Source organism: Actinophytocola xinjiangensis (assembly GCF_001921215.1).
In the GTDB taxonomy this organism is placed as follows: Bacteria; Actinomycetota; Actinomycetes; order Mycobacteriales; family Pseudonocardiaceae; genus Actinophytocola; species Actinophytocola xinjiangensis.
The window spans coordinates 1-18,876 of the sequence record NZ_MSIF01000022.1 but is presented as its reverse complement, the minus strand read 5'-3'; the positions used below and the strand labels follow the sequence as shown (position 1 = coordinate 18,876).

The following is an 18,876-nucleotide window of genomic DNA, read 5'->3' as shown; positions in this document are numbered from 1 at the left end:
ACTCTCCCCGCTCCCAGCCCCAGCGAGGTGGACACGGTCCTATGACGTGTTCGGCCGATTGAAACGAGCCTACGTGAACGGCCGGGGTTCTTCCTGCTGTCTTCCCTACCCTCGACGTACCAGTCGGGTGATTCGTTGCCTCGCCGGTTCGAGTTCGGGCACTTTGAACACGGCCAGCAACCCGAACGTGACCACACCGGTGACCACCGACTGCACCACGACCTTGATCCACGCCACCAGGGTCGGCCCGGACGAGTCGAGGACGCTGTCGATCAGCAGCCCGGCGCCCAGCGCGACCAGCGTGCCGGCGACCCCGGCGGCCACGCACTGGACGATCACCCGCACCACCCGCATGCTCTGCAGCCGGCCCAGCCGCACCCACAGCCACATCTGGCCGAGCACCGCGCCGACGACGAAGGTCAGCGAGTTGACCAGCAGCACGCCGATCACCACGTCCTCGGCGCGCAGCTGGTCGCGGCACATGTACAGCAGTGGAATCTTCACCACGGTCATCACGATCATGATCAGCGTGGGGGTGCGGGCGTCCTTCATCGCGTAGAACACGCGCAGCTGCAACATCACCAGCGCGTACGGGAGGATGCCGAACGCGGAGAACGCCAGCGCGTCGCCCAGGCGCTGGGCGTCGGCGACGTCGGCGTTGCCGTAGCCGAACAGCGCGATGCCGATGGCCGAGCCGGCGATGGTCAGGATCGCCGAGAGCGGCACCAGCATGACCGTGGACAGCCGGCTCGCCAGCGACAGGTCACCGACCAGCTTGGCGGTGTCGCCGTCGGCCGCCGAGCGGCTCAGCCGGGGCATGATCGCGGTCAGCAGCGACACCCCGATGACGCCGTAGGGCAGCTGGAACAGCAGCCAGGCGTTGGCGTAGATGGCCGCGCCGCCGGGCGCCCCGGCGGTCAGCACGCGGGTGGTGAAGACCATGCCGACCTGGCTGATCGCCACATAGCCGATGATCCACATCGCCAGGCCGCCGAACTCGCGGAACCGCTCGTCCAGGCCCCAGTTCCAGCGGAAGCGGAAGCCGATCCGGCGCAGCGCCGGCAGCAGCACCAGCGCCTGCACGGCGATGCCGAGGGTGACGCCGATGCCCAGCGTCAGCAGCTTCGCGTCGCCCATCCGCACCGGGTTGAGCGAGATCTCGCCGGGCAGCATCGCGTACACGCCGATGGTCGCCATGACGATCAGGTTGTTCATCACCGGCGCCCAGGCCGGCGGGCCGAACACGTGCTTGGCCTGCAGGATCGCCGAGAGGACCGCGAACAGGCCGTAGAACAGGATCTCCGGCAGCAGCAGGTAGGCGAACGCGGTCGCCAGCTCGGGGTTGGCCTCGCCGGTCGAGCCGTCCATGTACAGCCGGGTGAACAGCGGGGCCAGCGCCACCGCCACGGCCGTGCCGATCGCCAGCATGGTCATCGCCATGGTGATCAGGCGCTGGGTGTAGGCCAGGCCGCCGTCCTCGTCGTCCTGGGCGCGCACCAGCAGCGGGATCACGACACTGGCCAGCACCCCGCCGAACAGCAGCTCGAAGACGATGTTGGGCAGCGTGTTGGCCACGGTGAACGAGTCGTTGACCACGCCAAGGCTCGCCGCCCACGCCAGCATGACCTTCCAGGCGAACCCGGTGATCCGGCTGATCAGTGTGGCGATCGCCATCGAGCCGCTCGCCTTGGCGAGGGAGGGCACCGGCGTGCGTTTCGCCTCAGCCATCGACCGTGCCATCAGCCGGGCCATCCTTCCTCGCGGCGGTCCGCGCGCCCCGGATCCTGCGGAAGATCCGGAAGGCCACCAGGATCACCAGCACGCCACCGGCCGTGCCGGTGATGGCGACCGTGATGACACCGTAGGAGGTCGAGCTCAGCTCCAGGCGGGCGTCCTCGCCCAGCGGCGTGCCGCCGGGGGTGGTCAGCGACACCTCCACCTTGAACCGTCCGGCGCGGGTCACCTCGGCCGGCACGTAGGCGTTGCGGGTGTGGTGCGGCGGCACCGGCACGTCCTGGATCGGCTCGATGTTCAGCCCGGGCGGGGCGCTGACCCGCACCCGCACGGTGATGCCGACCGGCAGCTCGTTGTGCACGCTGACCGGGATCGGGCTGTCGCCCGATGCCATCTGCAACGGGCGGTCCGGGTTGGTCACCGTCACCCGGGCGCGCAGCGTGTCGAGCTGCTCGCGGACCTCCTCGACGGCGTCGCCCGCCGCCCGGGGGTCGCCGCGCCAGGCGGTCGAGGTGGCCCGCAGCAGGCCGTTCTGCAGTGGCGCGAGCAGCGTGTTCGGGTCGACGTCGCTGGTGTTGTCGCCGCTCATCGCGTCCAGCAGGTCGCGCCGGGTGGTGTTGAGCCGGGCGACCTGGGCGCTCACCGACGCCGGGACCTCGCGGGCGCTGTCCTGCGGGGAGTAGGTCAGGCCGCCGGCCGTGCCGGCGCTCGGCGCGGCGGCCTGCGCCTGCAACGAGGCCGGCTCGACGTAGCCGCCGTCGAGCAGGCGCTGGGCCAGGTCGAGGTAGCCGGTCAGCTCGCTGGTCGACGCGGTCCACCGGCGCGGCGGGGCGACCAGCACCTGGGCGCCGGCCGCCTTCTGGTCGAACAGCGCGCGGAAGGTCAACGCGGCCAGTCCGCGTTGCAGCGACCGGTCACCGCCCGAGCGCGGGGCGGCGACGTTGAGCGAGCTGGACAGCAGCGGGTCGGTGGCCAGCGCGCGGACCGGGTAGGCGGTTTGGGTGGTGCCGGTGACCGAGTACGGGGCCGCGCCGCTGACCTTCTGCAGGTGGGCCGGGTCGGCGATCACCGTCGTGGGGCCGATCGCGGCCAGGTCGACGACCGTGCGCTTGTCGAACGAGCCGCCGGCCGGCCAGAACAGGCCCGCCACCGGCTGGACCGGGGCGAGCAGTTCGGCGACCGTCGAGGAGCTGGCGAGCGCCACGGTGGCCAGGTCGACGGCGCCGGAGCGCGACAGCGCGACCAGGTCGGCGTCGGCGAAGGGCACCGACATCACGCAGCGGCCCCTGGTCAGCTCGGCGACCCTGGTCAGCCAGTCGGCGGCGGCCTCGTCACCGCCGCCGGCGACCAGCCGGCCGTTCTCGTCGCGCACGTAGTAGCCCTTGGCCATGTCGGACACGGTCGAGAGCAGGTCGGGGTCCAGGGCGAAGCACAGCGAGGTGGCCAGCTCGCCGTTGCTGGCGGTGGCCGTGGCGGCCGAGTTGACCAGGCCGAACAGCCGCCCGCCGGCCGAGACCGACTCGGCGAGCTGGTCGTCGCCCAGTACCGGCCGGCCGTCCTCGCGGCTGACCGGCAGCCGGCGGGGCTCGGTGTCCAGGATCGGCCAGATGACCGTCATCGCCGGCGGGTCGTCCCGGGGCCGGACCGCCGGGGCGCCGTCGACCTCCAGCACCGGCAGCGGCAGCGACACGGCGGCGAGCCTGGCCTGGCCGCCGAAGTCCGGTTCGCCGTTGACGTTGACCAGCAGCGGGTAGACACCCGGGGTCGACACGTCCAGCGAGTCCGGGCCGCGCAGGGCGGCGTCCAGGCTCAGCTCGACCGAGTCCCCCGGGTCGAGCGACTCGCTGACCTCGACGAACGGCGTGTCGGCGGTGTCGGTGGCGCGGCCGGGGAGGTTCCACAGGTCGCCGTCGGCGCGCACCGGGTCGCCGCGCTGGAGCTTGGCGTCGATGTCGTCGACCCGGCGGTCACCGACGTTGGTGATCCGACCGGTGACGGTGACCTTCGTGGTGCCGGCGGTGACCAGCCGGGGGCTGAGCGAGTCGACCTCCAGCCGCAGCAGCTCCCGGCCGCCGCCGCTGGGGGCGACCGGGGCGCCGATCGGGTCGGCGGTGGCGAGCGGGCCGGCGACCGGGGCGGCGAGGCCCGCTGTGATCAGCGCCACGGCGAGCAGGCCGGCGGCCCGCGTCCATCTGGTCACGCCGGCTCAGCTCCCGTCCGAGGTGCGGCCCGTCTCGGCACGGTCGGGTTCGCCGGACCCGTCGGGGGTCGCGAGCAGTTCGAGCGCGCGCAGCACCAGGCGGCGCTCGTCGGCGTAGGCAAGCCGCTCCTCCAACTCGTCGAGGGGGACCCAGGCGACCTCGGTCACCTCGACGTCGTCGTCGGACAGCTCGCCGCCGCGCTCCTCCATGAGGTAGTGGTGCACGGTCTTGTGGATCCGGCGGCGGTCGGCGACGAACCAGTAGTCGATGGTGCCGAGCGGGCGCATTATCTCGCCCAGGATGCCGGTCTCCTCGGTGACCTCCCGTACCGCGGTCTGCTCGGGGGTCTCACCCTCCTCGATGTGCCCTTTCGGCAGCGACCAGAGCAGTCGTCCGCGCCGGTCGAGCCGGCCGATGAGGGCGACCCGGTCCCGGTCGACGTTGACCACCACGCCGCCGGCCGACGTCTCGTCGACCGAGGCGAGGCGACGTCCACGGCGGCGACCGCGGCGCCCGGAACGGGCGCCCCGGGGCCGGCCGGACGTCGAGGGCATGAACGCGATCGTAGTGCGGTGCCGCTCCCCGATACGCTCGTTCCCCGTGTCCAACCTGACCCAACCCGATGCCGTGCTGGAAAGCCTGCGCTTCCCCGTGGCCGAGGAGCTGGCGGAGCGCTTCGCCTCGGCCGGGCATTCGCTGTACCTGGTCGGCGGGAGCGTGCGTGACGCGCTGCTGCGCCGCCCGGCGCAGGACCTCGACTTCACCACCGACGCCCGCCCCGAGCGGGTACGGGCGATCCTCACGGGCTGGGCCGAGGCCATCTGGGACACCGGGATCGCGTTCGGCACGCTGGGCGCGCGCCGCCGGGGCGTCGACGTGGAGATCACCACGTTCCGGGCGGACTCCTACGACCGGACCAGCCGCAACCCCGAGGTCCGCTTCGGCGACTCGGTGATCGACGACCTGGTGCGGCGGGACTTCACGGTCAACGCGATGGCCGTCGACCTGGTCAACAGGACCTTCGTCGACCCCTACGACGGGCTGGCGGCGTTGTCGGCGCGGCGGCTGGACACCCCGGCCACCCCGCAGGAGTCCTTCGCCGACGATCCGCTGCGGATGATGCGCGCCGCCCGGTTCGTCAGCCAGTTGGGGTTCACCCCGGCTCCCCGGGTGGTCGAGGCGATGACGGCGATGGCCGGTGAGCTGGAGCGGATCACCGCCGAGCGGATCCAGGTCGAGCTGTCCAAGCTGCTGTGCGGGCGGTACCCGAGGCGCGGGGTCGAGCTGATGGTGGACACCGGGCTGGCCGCCACGGTGCTGCCGGAGGTGCCGGCGATGCGCCTGGAGATCGACGAGCACCACCAGCACAAGGACGTCTACCAGCACTCGCTGGTGGTGTTGGACCAGGCGATCGACCTGGAGGACGAGGACAACTCGCCGGACCTGGTGCTGCGGCTGGCGGCGCTGCTGCACGACATCGGCAAGCCGCCGACGCGCCGGCACATCTCCGGTGGCGGGGTGAGCTTCCACCACCACGAGGTGGTCGGCGCCAAGATGGTGCGCAAGCGTTTGCGCGCCCTGCGCTACCCCAAGGACGTGATCGAGGACGTCGCCCAGCTGGTGTACCTGCACCTGCGCTTCCACGGCTACGGCCGGGGCGAGTGGACCGACTCGGCGGTGCGCCGCTACGTCACCGACGCCGGCCCGCTGCTGACCCGGCTGCACAAGCTGGTCCGGGCCGACTGCACCACCCGCAACCGGCGCAAGGCCGCCGCCCTGCAACGCACCTACGACGGCCTCGAGGAGCGGATCGCCCGGATCGCCGCCGAGGAGGACCTGGCCAGGGTGCGGCCCGACCTGGACGGCAACGAGATCATGCGGCTGCTCGGGCTGCCGCCCGGCCCGCTGGTCGGCCAGGCGTGGCGCTTCCTCAAGGACCTGCGACTGGACCGGGGCCCGCTCGACCACGACGAGGCGGTCGCCGAACTGCGCCGGTGGGCCGCCGAGCAAGGCATCACGCCGGGTGGGGAGTCTCCCGCCGCTGGTGACGCCGGGTGACCAACTCGAAGCCGGCCATCCCGATCAGGTAGACCACGGTCGCGATGACGATCAGCGGGACCGACTCGCCGTTGGCCGGGATCATCGTCGCCGCGATGCCCACCGCGAACACCTGGGTGATGTTGAACAGCATGTCGTAGAGGGCGAACACCCGGCCGCGGGCCTCGTCGCCGATGTCGCGCTGCACGGCGGCGTCCACGCACAGCTTGACGACCTGCCCGGCGTAGGCGATGAGGAACGCGGCCAGCAACGCCGTCGGCAGGACCATCGGCAGCCCGAGGCACAGCTGCGCGGAGGCCGCCAGCCCCAGGGCCAGCAGCACCGCGCGCTTGCGGCCCAGCGCGGTGACCACCCGCGCGGTGGTCACCCCGGCGACGAAGATGCCGGCCGCGCCGAAGCCCAGCACCAGGCCGAGCCCCGGTTCGCCGGCGGTGACCGGCCCCCAGTCCTCGAAGCTGAAACGCATCAGCAGCACGGTCAGCAGCAGCGAGATGCCGAAGGACACCCGGTGGGCGAGCAACGCGCAGAACCCGGCGGCCACGCTCGGTGTGCGCAGCGCGACCCGCGCGCCGTCGAACAGCCCGTTGGCCACCGCCGCCACCGCCGTCGACGGCTCGTCCACCGCGTCCGGGCCCAGCGCTCCCCTGGTGAACCGGGCGGCCGCCACCGCTGCCAGCACCGAGCCGACCACGGCGACCGCCGTGGTGATCCCGGAGCCGGCATCGTCCTCGCCGAACACCGACCGCAGCCCGAACGCGCAGGCCGCGCCGAACACCGACACGATCGCGCCGATCGTCACCGCCAGCGCGTTGGCCTCGACCAGGTTGCGCACCGGCACCACGTGCGGCAGCGCCGCGGACAGCCCGGCCCCGATGAACCGGCTGATCCCCATCACGACCAGGGCGAGCATCAGCAGCGGCAGCCCCGCCACCCCGGCGGCCACACAGCCGGCGGTGACCAGCACCAGCACCCCGCGTACGACGTTGGCCGCGACCAGTACCCGGCGGCGGTCCCAGCGGTCGAGCAGCGCCCCGGCGAACGGCCCGACGATCGAGTACGGCAGCAGCAGCACGGCGAACCCGCCGGCGATCTCCGCCGGGCTGACCGCGCGTTCCGGGTTGAACACGACCGCTCCGAGCAGCCCGCCCTGGAACAGCCCGTCACCCCACTGCGACAGGAACCGCGACAGCAGCAGCCTGCGGTACCCGGCGAAGCCGAGCAGGCGCCGCGGCCCGATCCGGAGGTGGTGGGCCGACTCCGGGTTGCCACCCGGGTCGACTCCGACGGTGCTACTCACGACCACCCAGCCTACGGCGAGACGGTGAGAAGTCCGAACGGCGTGCGTCCCGGTCGACCCGGGGCGCACGCCGTTCGGTGGTGGAACGCCCGGTCGCCTCTCGGCGGTTGGCGCAGTGTGGCTCCAGCCGAACTGGTATTCCACAAAGGCGGTTCTTGGTTGAGCCCGGGGGACACAGCGGCGTTCCGACCACCGGCTACAACGAGCCGGCACCCTCCATTGTTCCCCAGAAGCCATACGGCTGCTGGATTCCGACTCAACGGGTGGGATCATGTCGCTTGTGCGATCCGAGCCTTCCGATGCAGCCCCCGATGCGGCCGTGGAGCCGGGAACGCTGCTCGTGGCGGCCCCCAGCCTGACCGACGCCAACTTCCGCCGCACGGTCGTGTTCGTGATCGACCATCGGGGCGAGGGCACGCTCGGTGTCGTGCTGAACCGGCCCAGTGAGGTTCCGGTCGACGACGTCCTGCCCAGCTGGGGTCCGCACGTGACCACTCCCGGCTCGGTGTTCGTCGGCGGACCGGTGGACCAGAAGACCGCCCTGTGCCTGGCCGCGATGCGCACCGGTGAGCAGGCCAACGGCGTGCGTGGCCTGATCGGCGTGCGCGGCCCGGTGGCGCTGGTCGACCTGGACGCCGACCCGGCCGCGCTGGTGCCCAAGTTCCGCGGCCTGCGGGTGTTCGCCGGCTATGCCGGCTGGGACGTCGGCCAGGTCGCCGGGGAGATCGAGCGCGGCGACTGGATCGTGGTGCCGGCGCTGCCCAGCGACGTGGTGGCCCCGCCCGACCAGGACCTGTGGGGGCGGGTGCTGCGGCGCCAGGGGATGCCGCTGGCGCTACTGGCCACCCACCCGGGTGACGTTCGCACCAACTGAGCCGCCGGCCGGCCCGCCGAGTGACTTCGTCAGCTCGCAGCCGCCGCAGGCACAGCCCTGGCAGCCGGCGGGCAGCGGCGGCGCCTCGTCCGGCACGGTCTGCGCCGCGCGGTGGCCGAGCACCCCGCCGCCGAGCGCGATGCCCGCCAGGCCGACCAGCCCGAGGCCGGCGAACAGCAGGTTGGCGGCCAGCAGCCCGGCGATCCCGCCGACGATCCCGACCGCCCCGGCGACCGCCAGCGGCAGCCCGGCGACCTTGTTGGCCAGGGCGAAGGTCTGGTCGGTGCGCATGCTGGCCGGGGTCCGGACGCCGCCGAAGCGGTTGCGCGGCAGCCGTTCGGTCAGCCCGAGCACCCCGACGGCGGCGATGGCCAGCCCGATGACCAACGGCACGAGCGAGAGAAGATGCACGCCCCGATGGTAGGTGAACGTCGAACGGCCCCCGCGCTATCCTGGGTGCCATGAGCATCGGGCGCCGGCTCCTTACTTGGCCGCGCTGACCGACCGGTCGGCGCGGCAGACCCCTCATGCCCACGTGGCGGAGGGGTTTTGTTATGTCCGCAGAGCGTGCCCACGGAAGGACCCCCGATGAGTGACGAGTCCACACCGGCCCACCGGTACACGGCCGCGGTGGCCAACTCGATCGAGTCGCGCTGGCAGCAGCACTGGGAGGAGCACGGCACCTTCCACGCGCCGAACCCGGTCGGGCCGCTGGCCGGGGACGTGCCGTCGGACAAGCTGTTCGTGCAGGACATGTTCCCGTACCCGTCGGGCGCGGGGCTGCACGTCGGGCACCCGCTGGGCTTCATCGGCACGGACGTGTTCGCCCGCTACCACCGGATGACCGGGCGCAACGTCCTGCACACCATGGGCTTCGACGCGTTCGGCCTGCCGGCCGAGCAGTACGCGGTGCAGACCGGTCAGCACCCGCGCAAGACCACCGAGGACAACATCGGGCGGTACCTGAACCAGATCCGCCGCCTGGGCCTGGGCCACGACGAGCGCCGCCGGATCGCCACCACCGACCTGACCTACTACCGCTGGACGCAGTGGATCTTCCTGCAGATCTACAACGCCTGGTTCGACGAGCGGGTGAACAAGGCCCGGCCGGTCGCCGACCTGGAGCGGGAGTTCGTGGAAGGGTCGCGGGCGACCCCGGACGGGCGGGCCTGGTCGGCGCTGTCGGCGACCGAGCGGCGGAAGGTGATCGACTCCTACCGGCTGGTGTACCAGTCCGAGGCGCCGGTCAACTGGTGTCCCGGCCTGGGCACCGTGGTGGCCAACGAGGAGGTCACCCCCGACGGCCGTTCGGACCGGGGCAACTTCCCGGTGTTCCGCAAGAACCTGCGCCAGTGGATGATGCGGATCACCGCCTACGCGGACCGCCTGCTGGACGACCTGGACGAGCTGGACTGGCCGGAGAAGGTCAAGGCCATGCAGCGGAACTGGATCGGCCGCTCGTCCGGCGCGCACGTCCGGTTCCCGGCCGGCGAGGAGCGGATCGAGGTCTTCACCACCCGCCCGGACACCCTGTTCGGCGCGACCTACATGGTCCTGGCCCCCGAGCACCACCTGGTCGACCGGCTGCTGGCCGACGCCTGGCCCGAGGGCACCGACCCGCGCTGGACCGGCGGCGCGGCGACCCCGGCGGAGGCGGTGGCCGCCTACCGGCTGGCCGCCTCCCAGAAGTCGGAGCTGGACCGGCAGGAGAACAAGGACAAGACGGGGGTGTTCGTCGGCGCGTACGCCGTCAACCCGGTCACCGACACCCGCGTCCCGGTGTTCATCGCCGACTACGTGCTGATGGGCTACGGCACCGGCGCGATCATGGCCGTGCCCGGCCAGGACCAGCGCGACTGGGACTTCGCGGCGGCGTTCGGGCTGCCGATCGTGCGCACGGTCGAGCCGGGCGAGGACTTCACCGGCGAGGCGTTCACCGGGGAGGGCCCGGCGATCAACTCGGGTTTCCTGGACGGCCTGGACATCGCCTCGGCCAAGAAGACCATGATCGACTGGCTGGAGACCAACGGCCACGGCGAGGGCCGGCTGCAGTACAAGCTGCGCGACTGGCTGTTCGCCCGCCAGCGCTACTGGGGCGAGCCGTTCCCGATCGTCTACGACGAGGACGGCCTGCCGGTCGCGCTGCCGGAGTCGATGCTGCCGGTGGAGCTGCCGGAGGTGGACGACTACTCGCCGACCACGTTCGACCCCGACGACGCCGACTCCGAGCCCTCGCCGCCGCTGGCGAAGGCGACGGACTGGATCGAGGTCGAGCTGGACCTGGGCGACGGCCCGAAGCGCTACCGCCGGGACGCGAACGTGATGCCGCAGTGGGCGGGTTCGTGCTGGTACCAGCTGCGCTACGTGGACCCGACCGACGACCAGCGGTTCTGCGAGCCGGAGAACGAGGCCTACTGGCTGGGCCCGCGTCCGGAGCTGCACGGGCCGTCGGACCCGGGCGGGGTGGACCTGTACATCGGCGGGATCGAGCACGCGGTGCTGCACCTGCTGTACTCGCGGTTCTGGCAGAAGGTGCTGTTCGACCTGGGGCACGTGTCGGCGTGGGAGCCCTACCGGCGGCTGTTCAACCAGGGCTACATCCAGGCCTACGCCTACACCGACTCCCGGGGCGTGTACGTCCCGGCCGAGGAAGTGTCCGAAGTGGACGGCAAATTCCTGTACAACGGCGAGGAGGTACGCCAGGAGTACGGGAAGATGGGCAAGAGCCTGAAGAACGTCGTCACCCCCGACGACATGTGCGACCGCTACGGCGCGGACACCTTCCGGTTCTACGAGATGTCCATGGGCCCGATGGAGGTCTCCCGCCCGTGGGCGACCAAGGACGTCGTCGGCGCCCAGCGGTTCCTGCAGCGCATGTGGCGCAACGTCTTCGACGAGACCACCGGCGAGGCCCGGTTCACCGAGGCCGACCCGGACGAGGACACCCTGCGCGCCCTGCACCGCACGGTCGATGGCGTACACGCCGACTACGCCGCCATGCGGTTCAACACCGCCGGCGCGAAGCTGATCGAGCTGAACAACCACGTGACCAAGGCCTACGCCGGCAAGCCGGTACCGCGCGCGGTCCTGGAGCCGATGGTGCTGATGACGGCGCCGCTGTGCCCGCACATCGCCGAGGAACTGTGGGCGGCCCTGGGTCACGACGGCTCGCTGGCCCACGGCCCGTTCCCGACGGCCGACGAGCGCTACCTGGTCGAGGACACCGTCGAGTACCCCATCCAGGTCAACGGCAAGGTCCGTTCCCGGGTCACCGTCCCGGCCTCGGCCACCCAGGACGACGTGCGCGCCGCCGCCCTGGCCGAGGAGAAGATCGCCGCCCTGGTCACCGGCGAGCCGCGCAAGGTGATCGTGGTCCCCGGCCGCCTGGTGAACGTGGTCCTCTAGGCGGGCGCCGGCGGTGCGGTCCGGGTTTCGGAACCGCGCCGCCGGCACCGATCGCTCGGGGGGCTACGCGACCGGTGCCGGCGGCGCGAAGCCCGGCCTCAGCGGCCGGGCCCCGACGCACGACTCTCGCCGGCGTTGGGGCTCTGATGTTGTGACGCTACCGGTCTCCCGGTCTTGGCACCTGTCAGAGTTGACGAACATTGTGGCATCGACGCCTGCCTGCGCTGACTAATCGTTAGCAGTTGCGCACGAACTCCCGGAAGGCGTGTTCGTCCGAATCCGCTGTGTAGGTCACGTTGCGTCCTCAAGTTTCTCGCGGGCCGCGACGAAGGCGTCGACGGCCCGGCGGACGTCGGCCTCCGAGTGCGCCGCCGACATCTGGGTGCGGATCCGGGCCTTGCCGTGCGGCACCACCGGATAGGAGAAGCCGATCACGTAGATGCCCTGTTCGAGCAGCAGGTCCGCCATCCGACCGGCCCTGGCCGCGTCGCCGATCATCACCGGGATGATCGGGTGCTCGCCGGGGAGCAGGTCGAAACCGGCGTCGGTCATCAGGTCACGGAACAGCGCCGTGTTGGCGCGCAGGCGCACCAGCAGCTCGCTCGACGAGGACAGCAGGTCCAGGGTCGCCAGCGCGGTCGCGGTGATCGCCGGCGCCAGCGAGTTGGAGAACAGGTACGGGCGCGAGCGCTGGCGCAACATCGCCACGATCTCCGCACGGCCCGACGTGTACCCGCCACTGGCCCCGCCCAGCGCCTTGCCCAGCGTGCCGGTCACCAGGTCCACCCGGTCGGTCACGCCGAACAGCTCCGGGGTGCCGCGACCGGTCTCGCCGACGAACCCGACGGCGTGCGAGTCGTCCACCATCACCAGGGCGTCGTGGGCGTCGGCCAGCGCGCAGATCTCGTCCAGCGGCGCCAGGTAGCCGTCCATGGAGAACACGCCGTCGGTGGCGATCAGCCGGTAGCGGGCGCCGGCGGCCGCCTCCAGCTGGCGCTTGAGGTCGGCGAGGTCACGGTTGCGGTAGCGCAGCCGCTTGGCCTTGCACAGGCGGATGCCGTCGATCATCGACGCGTGGTTGAGCTCGTCGGAGATGATCGCGTCGTCCGGGCCGAGGATGGTCTCGAACAGGCCGGTGTTCGCGTCGAAGCAGGAGCTGTAGAGGATCGTGTCCTCGGTGCCGAGGAACCGCGACAGGCGTGACTCCAGTTCCTTGTGCGGTTCCTGGGTGCCGCAGATGAACCGGACCGACGCCATCCCGAAGCCCCAGCGGTCCAGCGCCTCCTTCGCCGCCGACACCAGCGCCGGGTGGTCGGCCAGGCCGAGGTAGTTGTTGGCGCAGAAGTTCAGCACGGCCGGCTCGTCGCCGACGCGGACCGCCGCGTTCTGCGGCGTGCTGATCACCCGCTCGGACTTGAACAGGCCGGCCTCGCGGATCTCCGCCAGCTCGGCCAGCAGGTTCTCCCGCATCGCGCCGTACATCAGCTCTCCGTCCAGTCGAGGATGACCTTGCCGCACCGGCCGTCGCGGGCGGTCGCGAACGCCGCCGCGAAGTCGGTGTGGGCGTAGCGGTGGGTGATCACCGGTGAGATGTCCAGACCGGCCTGCAGCAGCACCGACATCGCGTACCAGGTCTCGAACATCTCCCGGCCGTAGATGCCCTTGATGGTCAGCATCTTGAGCACCACGCGGCTCCAGTCGACCGCGATCTCGCTGGCCGGCAGGCCCAGCATGGCGATCCGGCCGCCGTGGGTCATGTTCGCGATCATCTCGCGCAGCGCGCTGGGCTGCCCGGACATCTCCATGCCCACGTCGAAGCCCTCGGACATGTCCAGCTCCGGGTACACCGAGCCGACCGACTGCTGGCTGACGTCCAGGGCCAGGTCGGCGCCCAGCTTGCGGGCCAGCTCCAGCCTCGGCTCGCTCACGTCGGTGACCACCACGTGCCGCGCGCCGGCGTGCCGGGCGACCGCGGCGGCCATCAGGCCGATCGGGCCGGCGCCGGTGATCAGCACGTCCTCGCCGAGCACCGGGAACGACAGCGCGGTGTGCACGGCGTTGCCGAACGGGTCGAAGATCGCCGCCACGTCCAGGTCGACCCGGTGGGTGTGCACCCAGGCGTTCTGCTCGGGCAGCACGGTGAACTCGGCGAACGCGCCGTTGGTGTGCACGCCCAGGCCCACGGTGTTCGCGCACAGGTGGCGGCGGCCGGCCTTGCAGTTGCGGCAGCGGCCGCACACCAGGTGGCCCTCGCCGGAGACCAGGTCGCCGACCTGGACCCTGGTGACCGACGAGCCGATCTCGACCACCTCGCCGGCGAACTCGTGGCCCAGGATCAGCGGCGGGTCGATCGTCGCCGCGGCCCACTCATCCCACGCGTCGATGTGCAGGTCGGTGCCGCAGATCCCGGTCCGCAGCACCCGCACCAGGACGTCGCCCGGCCCGGGGACGGGCACCGGGACCTCCGTGAGCTCCAGCCCCGGACCCCGGGCGACCTTGACCAGGGCCTTCACCGTGACGCCTTCACAACAAGCCTCCGCGCTACTCCGTGTTGTCCCACGACACCTTCCACGGCGACCGGACCAACAGGCGCCCGATCCGCACGTAGCTGGCCTGCCGCAGGTTCAGCGAGCCGGCGGTCATCGTGCCAGAAAGGACGAAGTGCGGTCGGCCGCCGGAGGGCTTGCCGACCTTGTCCTTGACCACACCGGCGTTGATCCGTAACTCGCCGGTGTCCACCGAGGCCCGTTCGGGCAGCAGCAGGGTGACCGTGCCGCCGCCGGCCTCCAGGCGGATCCGCACCTCGGGGTGGTCGATCCTGGCCTCGGTGAAGTCCAGGTCGGTCGAACCGAGCCGGTTCTTGATCACCAGATCGGGTGGCACGGTCCACTGGCCCTTGCGCACGATCGAGGCCATCACCGCGCGGATCTCCACCGGCTGTGGCTGGACCGGGGCGCTGGTGTCCCGGTGGGTGACCCCGGGCAGGTCGGCCAGCAGCGCGTTCAGCTCACCGCGGGTCTTGGCGGCCAGCGCCTGGTCGGTGCGCGCGGTGAACTCGTCGAGGTTGAGCATCCCGTGGCCGATGGCCTTCTGCAGGACGCTGACGACGTGCATCCGCTCCGCGTCGGAGACGCGCAGCGCGCGGGGGTCGAAGGGGGTGTCGGTCACCACTCCACGTTATCCCCGTGGCGGGACCTCCGTGGTGGTGGCGGCGTCCGGGTCGGTCTCCGGGTCGGTGTCCAGGCCGTGCTCGATGGCGTACCTGGCCAGCTCGACCCGGTTGTGCAGCTGGAGCTTGCGCAGCGTGGACTGCACGTGGTTCTCCACCGTGCGGTGCGACAGCTGTAACCGGGCGGCGATCTGCCGCGCGGTCAGCCCCTTGGCCACCAGCCGCAGCACCTCGGTCTCCCGCTGCGAGAGGCTGGGCAGCCCGTCGGCGTCCTTGGGTTCGGCGGCCATCCGCCGGTACTCGCCGAGCACCAGGCCGGCCAGGCCAGGGGTGAACACGGCGTCGCCGGCCGCGGTGCGTTCGACCGCGTCGACCAGCTCGGCCACCGACGCCGACTTGATCAGGTAGCCGGAGGCGCCGGCCTTGACCGCCTCCAGCACGTCGCCGTGCTCGCCGCTGGCGGACAGGACCAGGACCCGGGTGGCCGGCAGCGCGCCGGTGATCTCCCGGATCGCCTCCACCCCGGACACCGACCCGAGGTTGAGGTCCATCAGCACGACATCCGGGCGGACGGTGCCGGCGATGCGGACCGCGGCGGCCGCGTCGCCGGCGGTGGCCACCACGTCGAACTCGCGCTCGGCCAGGTCGCGGGCGACGCCGTCGCGCCACATCGGGTGGTCGTCGACCACCATCACGGTGACCGTCATTGTCGTTGCCCCGCCGGCCCGTCGGGGCGCGGGACCTGCAGCTCCCACTCCACCCCGGCGCCCGGTGCCGTCTCCACCGTGATGCTGCCGCCCAGTTCGGCGACCCGTCCCCTCATCGACAACGCGACCCCCATACGTCCCTCCCGCTCCGCCTCGTCCAACCGGCCCGGCGGGATGCCGACGCCGTCGTCCCGCACGCTCACCACGATGTCGGCGCCCAGGTCCTCCAGCAGCACCCAGGCCCGGGCCTGGGGTCCCGCGTGGCGTACCACGTTGGCCAGCGCCTCACCCACCACCGACTCCAGCTCGCGGGCCAGCGCGCCGGGCAGGCGCACGGCGGTGGCCGGCACCGAGACCGAGATCCGGTCGGTGGCCAGCAGCCGCAGCCGACCGGCGAGGTCGGCGTTGTCGTTCTCGTCGGTGGGCTCGGGCGCGGTGGAGACCAGCGTGCGCAGCGCGATCTCCTGCTCGCCGGCGAGCCGGGCGAGTTCGGCGGCCTCCCCGCCGAGTTCGGTGCCGCGCCGGCGGACCCTGGCCAGGACCTGGAGCACGCCGTCGTGGATGGACCTGGCCAGCCGTTCCCGTTCGGCGGTGGCCGCCTCGGCGCGCAGCGCCCGCGCGAGCCGCTCGGCCGACTGCCGGGAGGCCGAGGCCGCGAGCCCCAGCACGAAGCCGACGCCGACGAGCAGGAACAGGTCGCGGGTCAGGTCGGTGTCGACGTAGCCGCGCACGCCGTAGTTGAACGCGGCCACCACGCCGCCGAAGGCCGCGCCGACGGTCGGCCCGCCGCACACCGCGCCGGCCGCCACCACGCCGGTGACCCAGATCGTGGGCAGCAGCGGCACGGCGTCGAGGCGCAGCTGTTCGTGGCTGAGCACCAGTCGCGAGAGGGTCATCAGCGCGCAGCACACGACCAGGTCGCCGACGGTGAAGCCGAGCAGCCGGTCGTGCGGGCGCAGGTAGCGCAGCGAGGTGACCACGGTCCACGCGGTCATCACGCCGACGCCGGTCAGCGCGAGCCACGGCCGCTGGTAGCCGTCGAGGTAGGTCAGCACCACCCCGGCGGCGAACAGCAGCGTGATCACCCGCAGCAGGACGGCCGCGCGCCACAGCGGGACGGTCGGGTCCTTCGGGACCGAAGGGACTCCGGCGGGTAAGCCGGCAGGGGTCACGGCCGCTCCCAGGTCGCCCGGGGCTCACCGGTCTCCGGATCGATCTCCCCGTCCTCGCCCCTTGACCGGTCGGGCCCGTCCTTGCGCTCGGGCTCGTGCTCGGTTTCGTGTTCGTGGTGCCCGCTGGCCTGGTGCAGCACGTCGATCTCCGACGGGTCGGTGCCGCGCTCGTTGACCAGCGACTTGATGCCGGCGTTGAGCACCGCCAGCAGCGGGACCGACAGCAGCGCGCCGGCGATCCCGCCGGCGATCAACCCGGCGGCGATGGCCAGCACCACGGCCAGCGGGTGCAACCGCACCGCGCGGCCGAGCAGCCACGGCTGGAGCACGTGGCTCTCCAGCTGCATCACCCCGATGACGATCGCCAGCACGACCAGCGCGGCGATGAACCCGTTGGCCACCAGCGCGACCAGCACGGCCACCGTGCCGGCGATGACCGCACCGATGATCGGGATGAACGCGGCCAGGAACACCAGCGCGGCCAGCGGGATGACCAGCGGGACGCCGACGATCGCCAGGCCGATGCCGATGCCGACCGCGTCGACCATGGCCACCGCCGCGGTCGCCCGCACGTAGCTGACCAGCGCGGCGAACCCCCGCCGGCCGGCGACGTCGACCCGGTCGCGGACCCGCATCGGGACGCCGCGCATGAGGTAGCGCCAGATGCCGGGGCCGTCGTAGAGGAAGAAGATCAGGATGAACACGGTCAGCAGGAAGCCGGTGAGGATCTCGCCGATGGTGGTCGCGGTGGTGATCGCGCCCTCGGTGATGGCCGCCTGGTTGCTCTGGATGGCGTCGATCGTGTCGTCGATGAAGCCTTCGATGCGGTCGCCGGAGATGTGCAGCGGGCCGTCGGTGAGCCACTTGCGGATCTGCTCCAGCGAGTTGGACACCTGTTCCTGCAACTCGGGCAGGCCGTTGGTGAACGTGATGACGACGAACGTGATCAGCCCACCGACCACGGCGATACCGCTGACCATGACCAGCGCCGCGGCCGCCGAGCGCGGCACCCGCCACTGGACCAGCCGGTCGACCCCGGGGGCCATCAGCGCGGCCAGCAGCAGGGCGATGGCCAGCGGGACGATGATGTGCGAGAAGTAGCCGGCCAGCCAGATCAGCACGTAGAGCCCGGCGATCACGAACAGGAACCGCCAGGCGAGCGCGGCACTCACCCGCAGACCGGTCGGGACGAGCTGGGTCACGTCGGCCGGGGGCTTGCGCTGGGGTTTACGTGCGGGCTTGCGCTCGTCGGTACTAGTCACAACCGAAACGTTATCGAGCGAGTCGGACATTCGGGAACGGGTCCGGCGAGCCTGTGGACAAATTCCGGCCGCGAACGGTACCGCCAGCGACGACTACCGAACGCGATGTGTGGAGACACAGAGTGTTCGTCACACGATTGAGCGGTAACAGCCGCTGAGGCGTGCGGTTCAGCCCCCGTGATGATTTCCTCACCGTCAGTCACGCACTCGCGACTCGACCCAGGTGAGGTTGTCCACAGGTGGATCAGGTCAGGCACGGACGGGACAGGGCCGCCGTCGCACGGCGCGTCGTCTGCCGGACGTTGACCATCGTCGGCGGCGCCGCCGCCGGCACCGCCCTCGCCTGGTTCCTGTCCACCGGCACGGCCTCGGCCGACCCGACCCAGGACCTGCCGGTCAACACGCCGGTCGACCTCCTCGGCGACGCACGCCCCGTGCTGTCCGAGGCGGTCGCACCGCTGGGTGGCGCGCTCGACACGCTGGCGGCGTCGCCGGCGCTCTCGCTCGACCACGTCGGTGACCAGCTCACCGAAGCAACCTCGCGTGTCGAGGTGCTGCCCGATGGCGGCCTCGACGACCTCGTCGGCCTTGCGGGTGTCGGCGACGTCGTCGAGGCCGTCGCCAGTCCGGGCGTGACCGGCGGGCCGCTCGCGCCCACCCCGGAACCGGCCACGGCCCCGTCCGTGACCGCCGCCGGTGACCAGACCGGCCAGGCCCGTCAGGCCGGTCAGGACACCGTCGCCGAGCACAGCCCCGAGCACGTCGCCGAGCGCACCGCGACCGAACGCGCCTACGTGACCGGCCGGCCCCACCGAGGCTCCCCGGAGCCGGCGGTCCCCGACACCCCCACCCGGCCGGCGCCGAACGCCCCGGTTCCCGGGGCCACCGGCAACGCCGGTGCCCACCCGGCCGACCACGCGCCCGGCGCCGCCCTCCCGGGGTCCGACCGCGCTCCCGCGACACCGCGCGGCCACACCGCCGCCGGCGCCGGCACCAC

At 72.0% G+C, this 18,876-nt stretch carries 14 protein-coding genes and 1 pseudogene; 4 read left to right on the top strand and 11 right to left on the bottom strand.

Features of this window, described 5'->3' with window-relative positions; genetic code table 11:
- Nucleotides 1–105: 105 nt before the first annotated feature.
- The 3 genes from murJ to BLA60_RS32000 are packed head-to-tail and all read right to left on the bottom strand — an operon-like array spanning nt 106 to nt 4,489.
- Nucleotides 106–1,740, bottom strand: a complete 1,635-nt coding sequence (gene murJ, locus BLA60_RS32010; protein WP_245812276.1) for a murein biosynthesis integral membrane protein MurJ — start codon at nt 1,738–1,740, stop codon at nt 106–108.
- Complete coding sequence (locus BLA60_RS32005; protein WP_084735532.1) at nt 1,721–3,934, bottom strand: DUF6049 family protein; 2,214 nt, start codon at nt 3,932–3,934, stop codon at nt 1,721–1,723. Before BLA60_RS32005 ends, murJ begins: the two co-directional genes overlap by 20 nt.
- A 6-nt stretch (nt 3,935–3,940) precedes the next feature.
- A complete protein-coding gene (locus BLA60_RS32000; protein ID WP_075136779.1) occupies nt 3,941–4,489 on the bottom strand; it encodes an NUDIX hydrolase in 549 nt (182 codons plus the stop codon).
- Nucleotides 4,490–4,535: 46 nt separating this feature from the next.
- Here BLA60_RS32000 and BLA60_RS31995 point away from each other — a divergent pair, with 46 nt between their 5' ends.
- Nucleotides 4,536–5,993: a CCA tRNA nucleotidyltransferase gene (locus BLA60_RS31995; RefSeq protein WP_075136886.1), complete on the top strand. Its 1,458-nt coding sequence runs from the start codon at nt 4,536–4,538 to the stop codon at nt 5,991–5,993.
- Here BLA60_RS31995 and BLA60_RS31990 read toward each other — a convergent pair.
- Entirely contained in the window at nt 5,950–7,290 is a 1,341-nt protein-coding gene (locus BLA60_RS31990; RefSeq protein WP_245812274.1) for an MFS transporter, read from the bottom strand. The two genes, BLA60_RS31995 and BLA60_RS31990, sit on opposite strands and share 44 nt — an antisense overlap.
- A 271-nt stretch (nt 7,291–7,561) precedes the next feature.
- Between BLA60_RS31990 and BLA60_RS31985 the strand changes: the two genes are divergently transcribed.
- Nucleotides 7,562–8,164, top strand: a complete 603-nt coding sequence (locus BLA60_RS31985; protein ID WP_075136778.1) for a YqgE/AlgH family protein — start codon at nt 7,562–7,564, stop codon at nt 8,162–8,164.
- Here BLA60_RS31985 and BLA60_RS31980 read toward each other — a convergent pair.
- A complete protein-coding gene (locus tag BLA60_RS31980; RefSeq protein ID WP_075136777.1) occupies nt 8,126–8,575 on the bottom strand; it encodes an SdpI family protein in 450 nt (149 codons plus the stop codon). The genes BLA60_RS31985 and BLA60_RS31980 overlap by 39 nt on opposite strands.
- A gap of 177 nt (nt 8,576–8,752) precedes the next feature.
- Between BLA60_RS31980 and leuS the strand changes: the two genes are divergently transcribed.
- Nucleotides 8,753–11,569 carry a leucine--tRNA ligase gene (gene leuS, locus BLA60_RS31975; RefSeq protein WP_075136776.1) on the top strand — a complete coding sequence of 939 codons (2,817 nt, stop codon included), beginning with the start codon at nt 8,753–8,755 and terminating at the stop codon, nt 11,567–11,569.
- Between the two features lie 291 nt (nt 11,570–11,860).
- On the opposite strand, the gene BLA60_RS31970 is transcribed toward leuS, so the two are convergent.
- The 6 genes from BLA60_RS31970 to BLA60_RS31945 are packed head-to-tail and all read right to left on the bottom strand — an operon-like array spanning nt 11,861 to nt 17,879.
- Nucleotides 11,861–13,051 (bottom strand): glycine C-acetyltransferase, encoded by a 1,191-nt coding sequence (locus BLA60_RS31970; protein WP_075136775.1) that lies wholly within the window; start codon nt 13,049–13,051, stop codon nt 11,861–11,863.
- Nucleotides 13,051–14,082: an L-threonine 3-dehydrogenase gene (gene tdh / locus BLA60_RS31965; RefSeq protein ID WP_075136774.1), complete on the bottom strand. Its 1,032-nt coding sequence runs from the start codon at nt 14,080–14,082 to the stop codon at nt 13,051–13,053. The genes BLA60_RS31970 and tdh overlap by 1 nt, the downstream gene beginning before the upstream one ends.
- Nucleotides 14,083–14,110: 28 nt before the next feature.
- Nucleotides 14,111–14,737, bottom strand: a complete 627-nt coding sequence (locus BLA60_RS31960) for a DUF1707 SHOCT-like domain-containing protein (protein ID WP_245812272.1) — start codon at nt 14,735–14,737, stop codon at nt 14,111–14,113.
- Nucleotides 14,738–14,746: 9 nt separating this feature from the next.
- On the bottom strand, nt 14,747–15,445 hold the full coding sequence (locus tag BLA60_RS31955) for a response regulator (protein WP_075136772.1): 699 nt from the start codon (nt 15,443–15,445) through the stop codon (nt 14,747–14,749).
- Nucleotides 15,442–16,617 carry a MacS family sensor histidine kinase gene (gene macS / locus BLA60_RS31950; RefSeq protein WP_075136771.1) on the bottom strand — a complete coding sequence of 392 codons (1,176 nt, stop codon included), beginning with the start codon at nt 16,615–16,617 and terminating at the stop codon, nt 15,442–15,444. Before macS ends, BLA60_RS31955 begins: the two co-directional genes overlap by 4 nt.
- Nucleotides 16,614–17,879, bottom strand: coding sequence for an AI-2E family transporter (locus tag BLA60_RS31945; protein WP_075136770.1), 1,266 nt, complete (start codon nt 17,877–17,879; stop codon nt 16,614–16,616). Before BLA60_RS31945 ends, macS begins: the two co-directional genes overlap by 4 nt.
- Before the next feature lie 239 nt (nt 17,880–18,118).
- Here BLA60_RS31945 and BLA60_RS31940 point away from each other — a divergent pair.
- Nucleotides 18,119–18,876, top strand: a pseudogene (locus tag BLA60_RS31940) (hypothetical protein); the annotation flags it as partial.

Excerpts from the sequence above, each read along its gene's own strand:
- murJ (WP_245812276.1), bottom strand. The coding sequence starts at position 1,740 with ATGGCACGGTCGATGGCTGAGGCGAAACGCACGCCGGTGCCCTCCCTC.
- BLA60_RS32000 (WP_075136779.1), bottom strand. The coding sequence starts at position 4,489 with ATGCCCTCGACGTCCGGCCGGCCCCGGGGCGCCCGTTCCGGGCGCCGC.
- BLA60_RS31985 (WP_075136778.1), top strand. The coding sequence starts at position 7,562 with ATGTCGCTTGTGCGATCCGAGCCTTCCGATGCAGCCCCCGATGCGGCC.
- leuS (WP_075136776.1), top strand. The coding sequence starts at position 8,753 with ATGAGTGACGAGTCCACACCGGCCCACCGGTACACGGCCGCGGTGGCC.
- BLA60_RS31970 (WP_075136775.1), bottom strand. The coding sequence starts at position 13,051 with ATGTACGGCGCGATGCGGGAGAACCTGCTGGCCGAGCTGGCGGAGATC.
- BLA60_RS31955 (WP_075136772.1), bottom strand. The coding sequence starts at position 15,445 with ATGACGGTCACCGTGATGGTGGTCGACGACCACCCGATGTGGCGCGAC.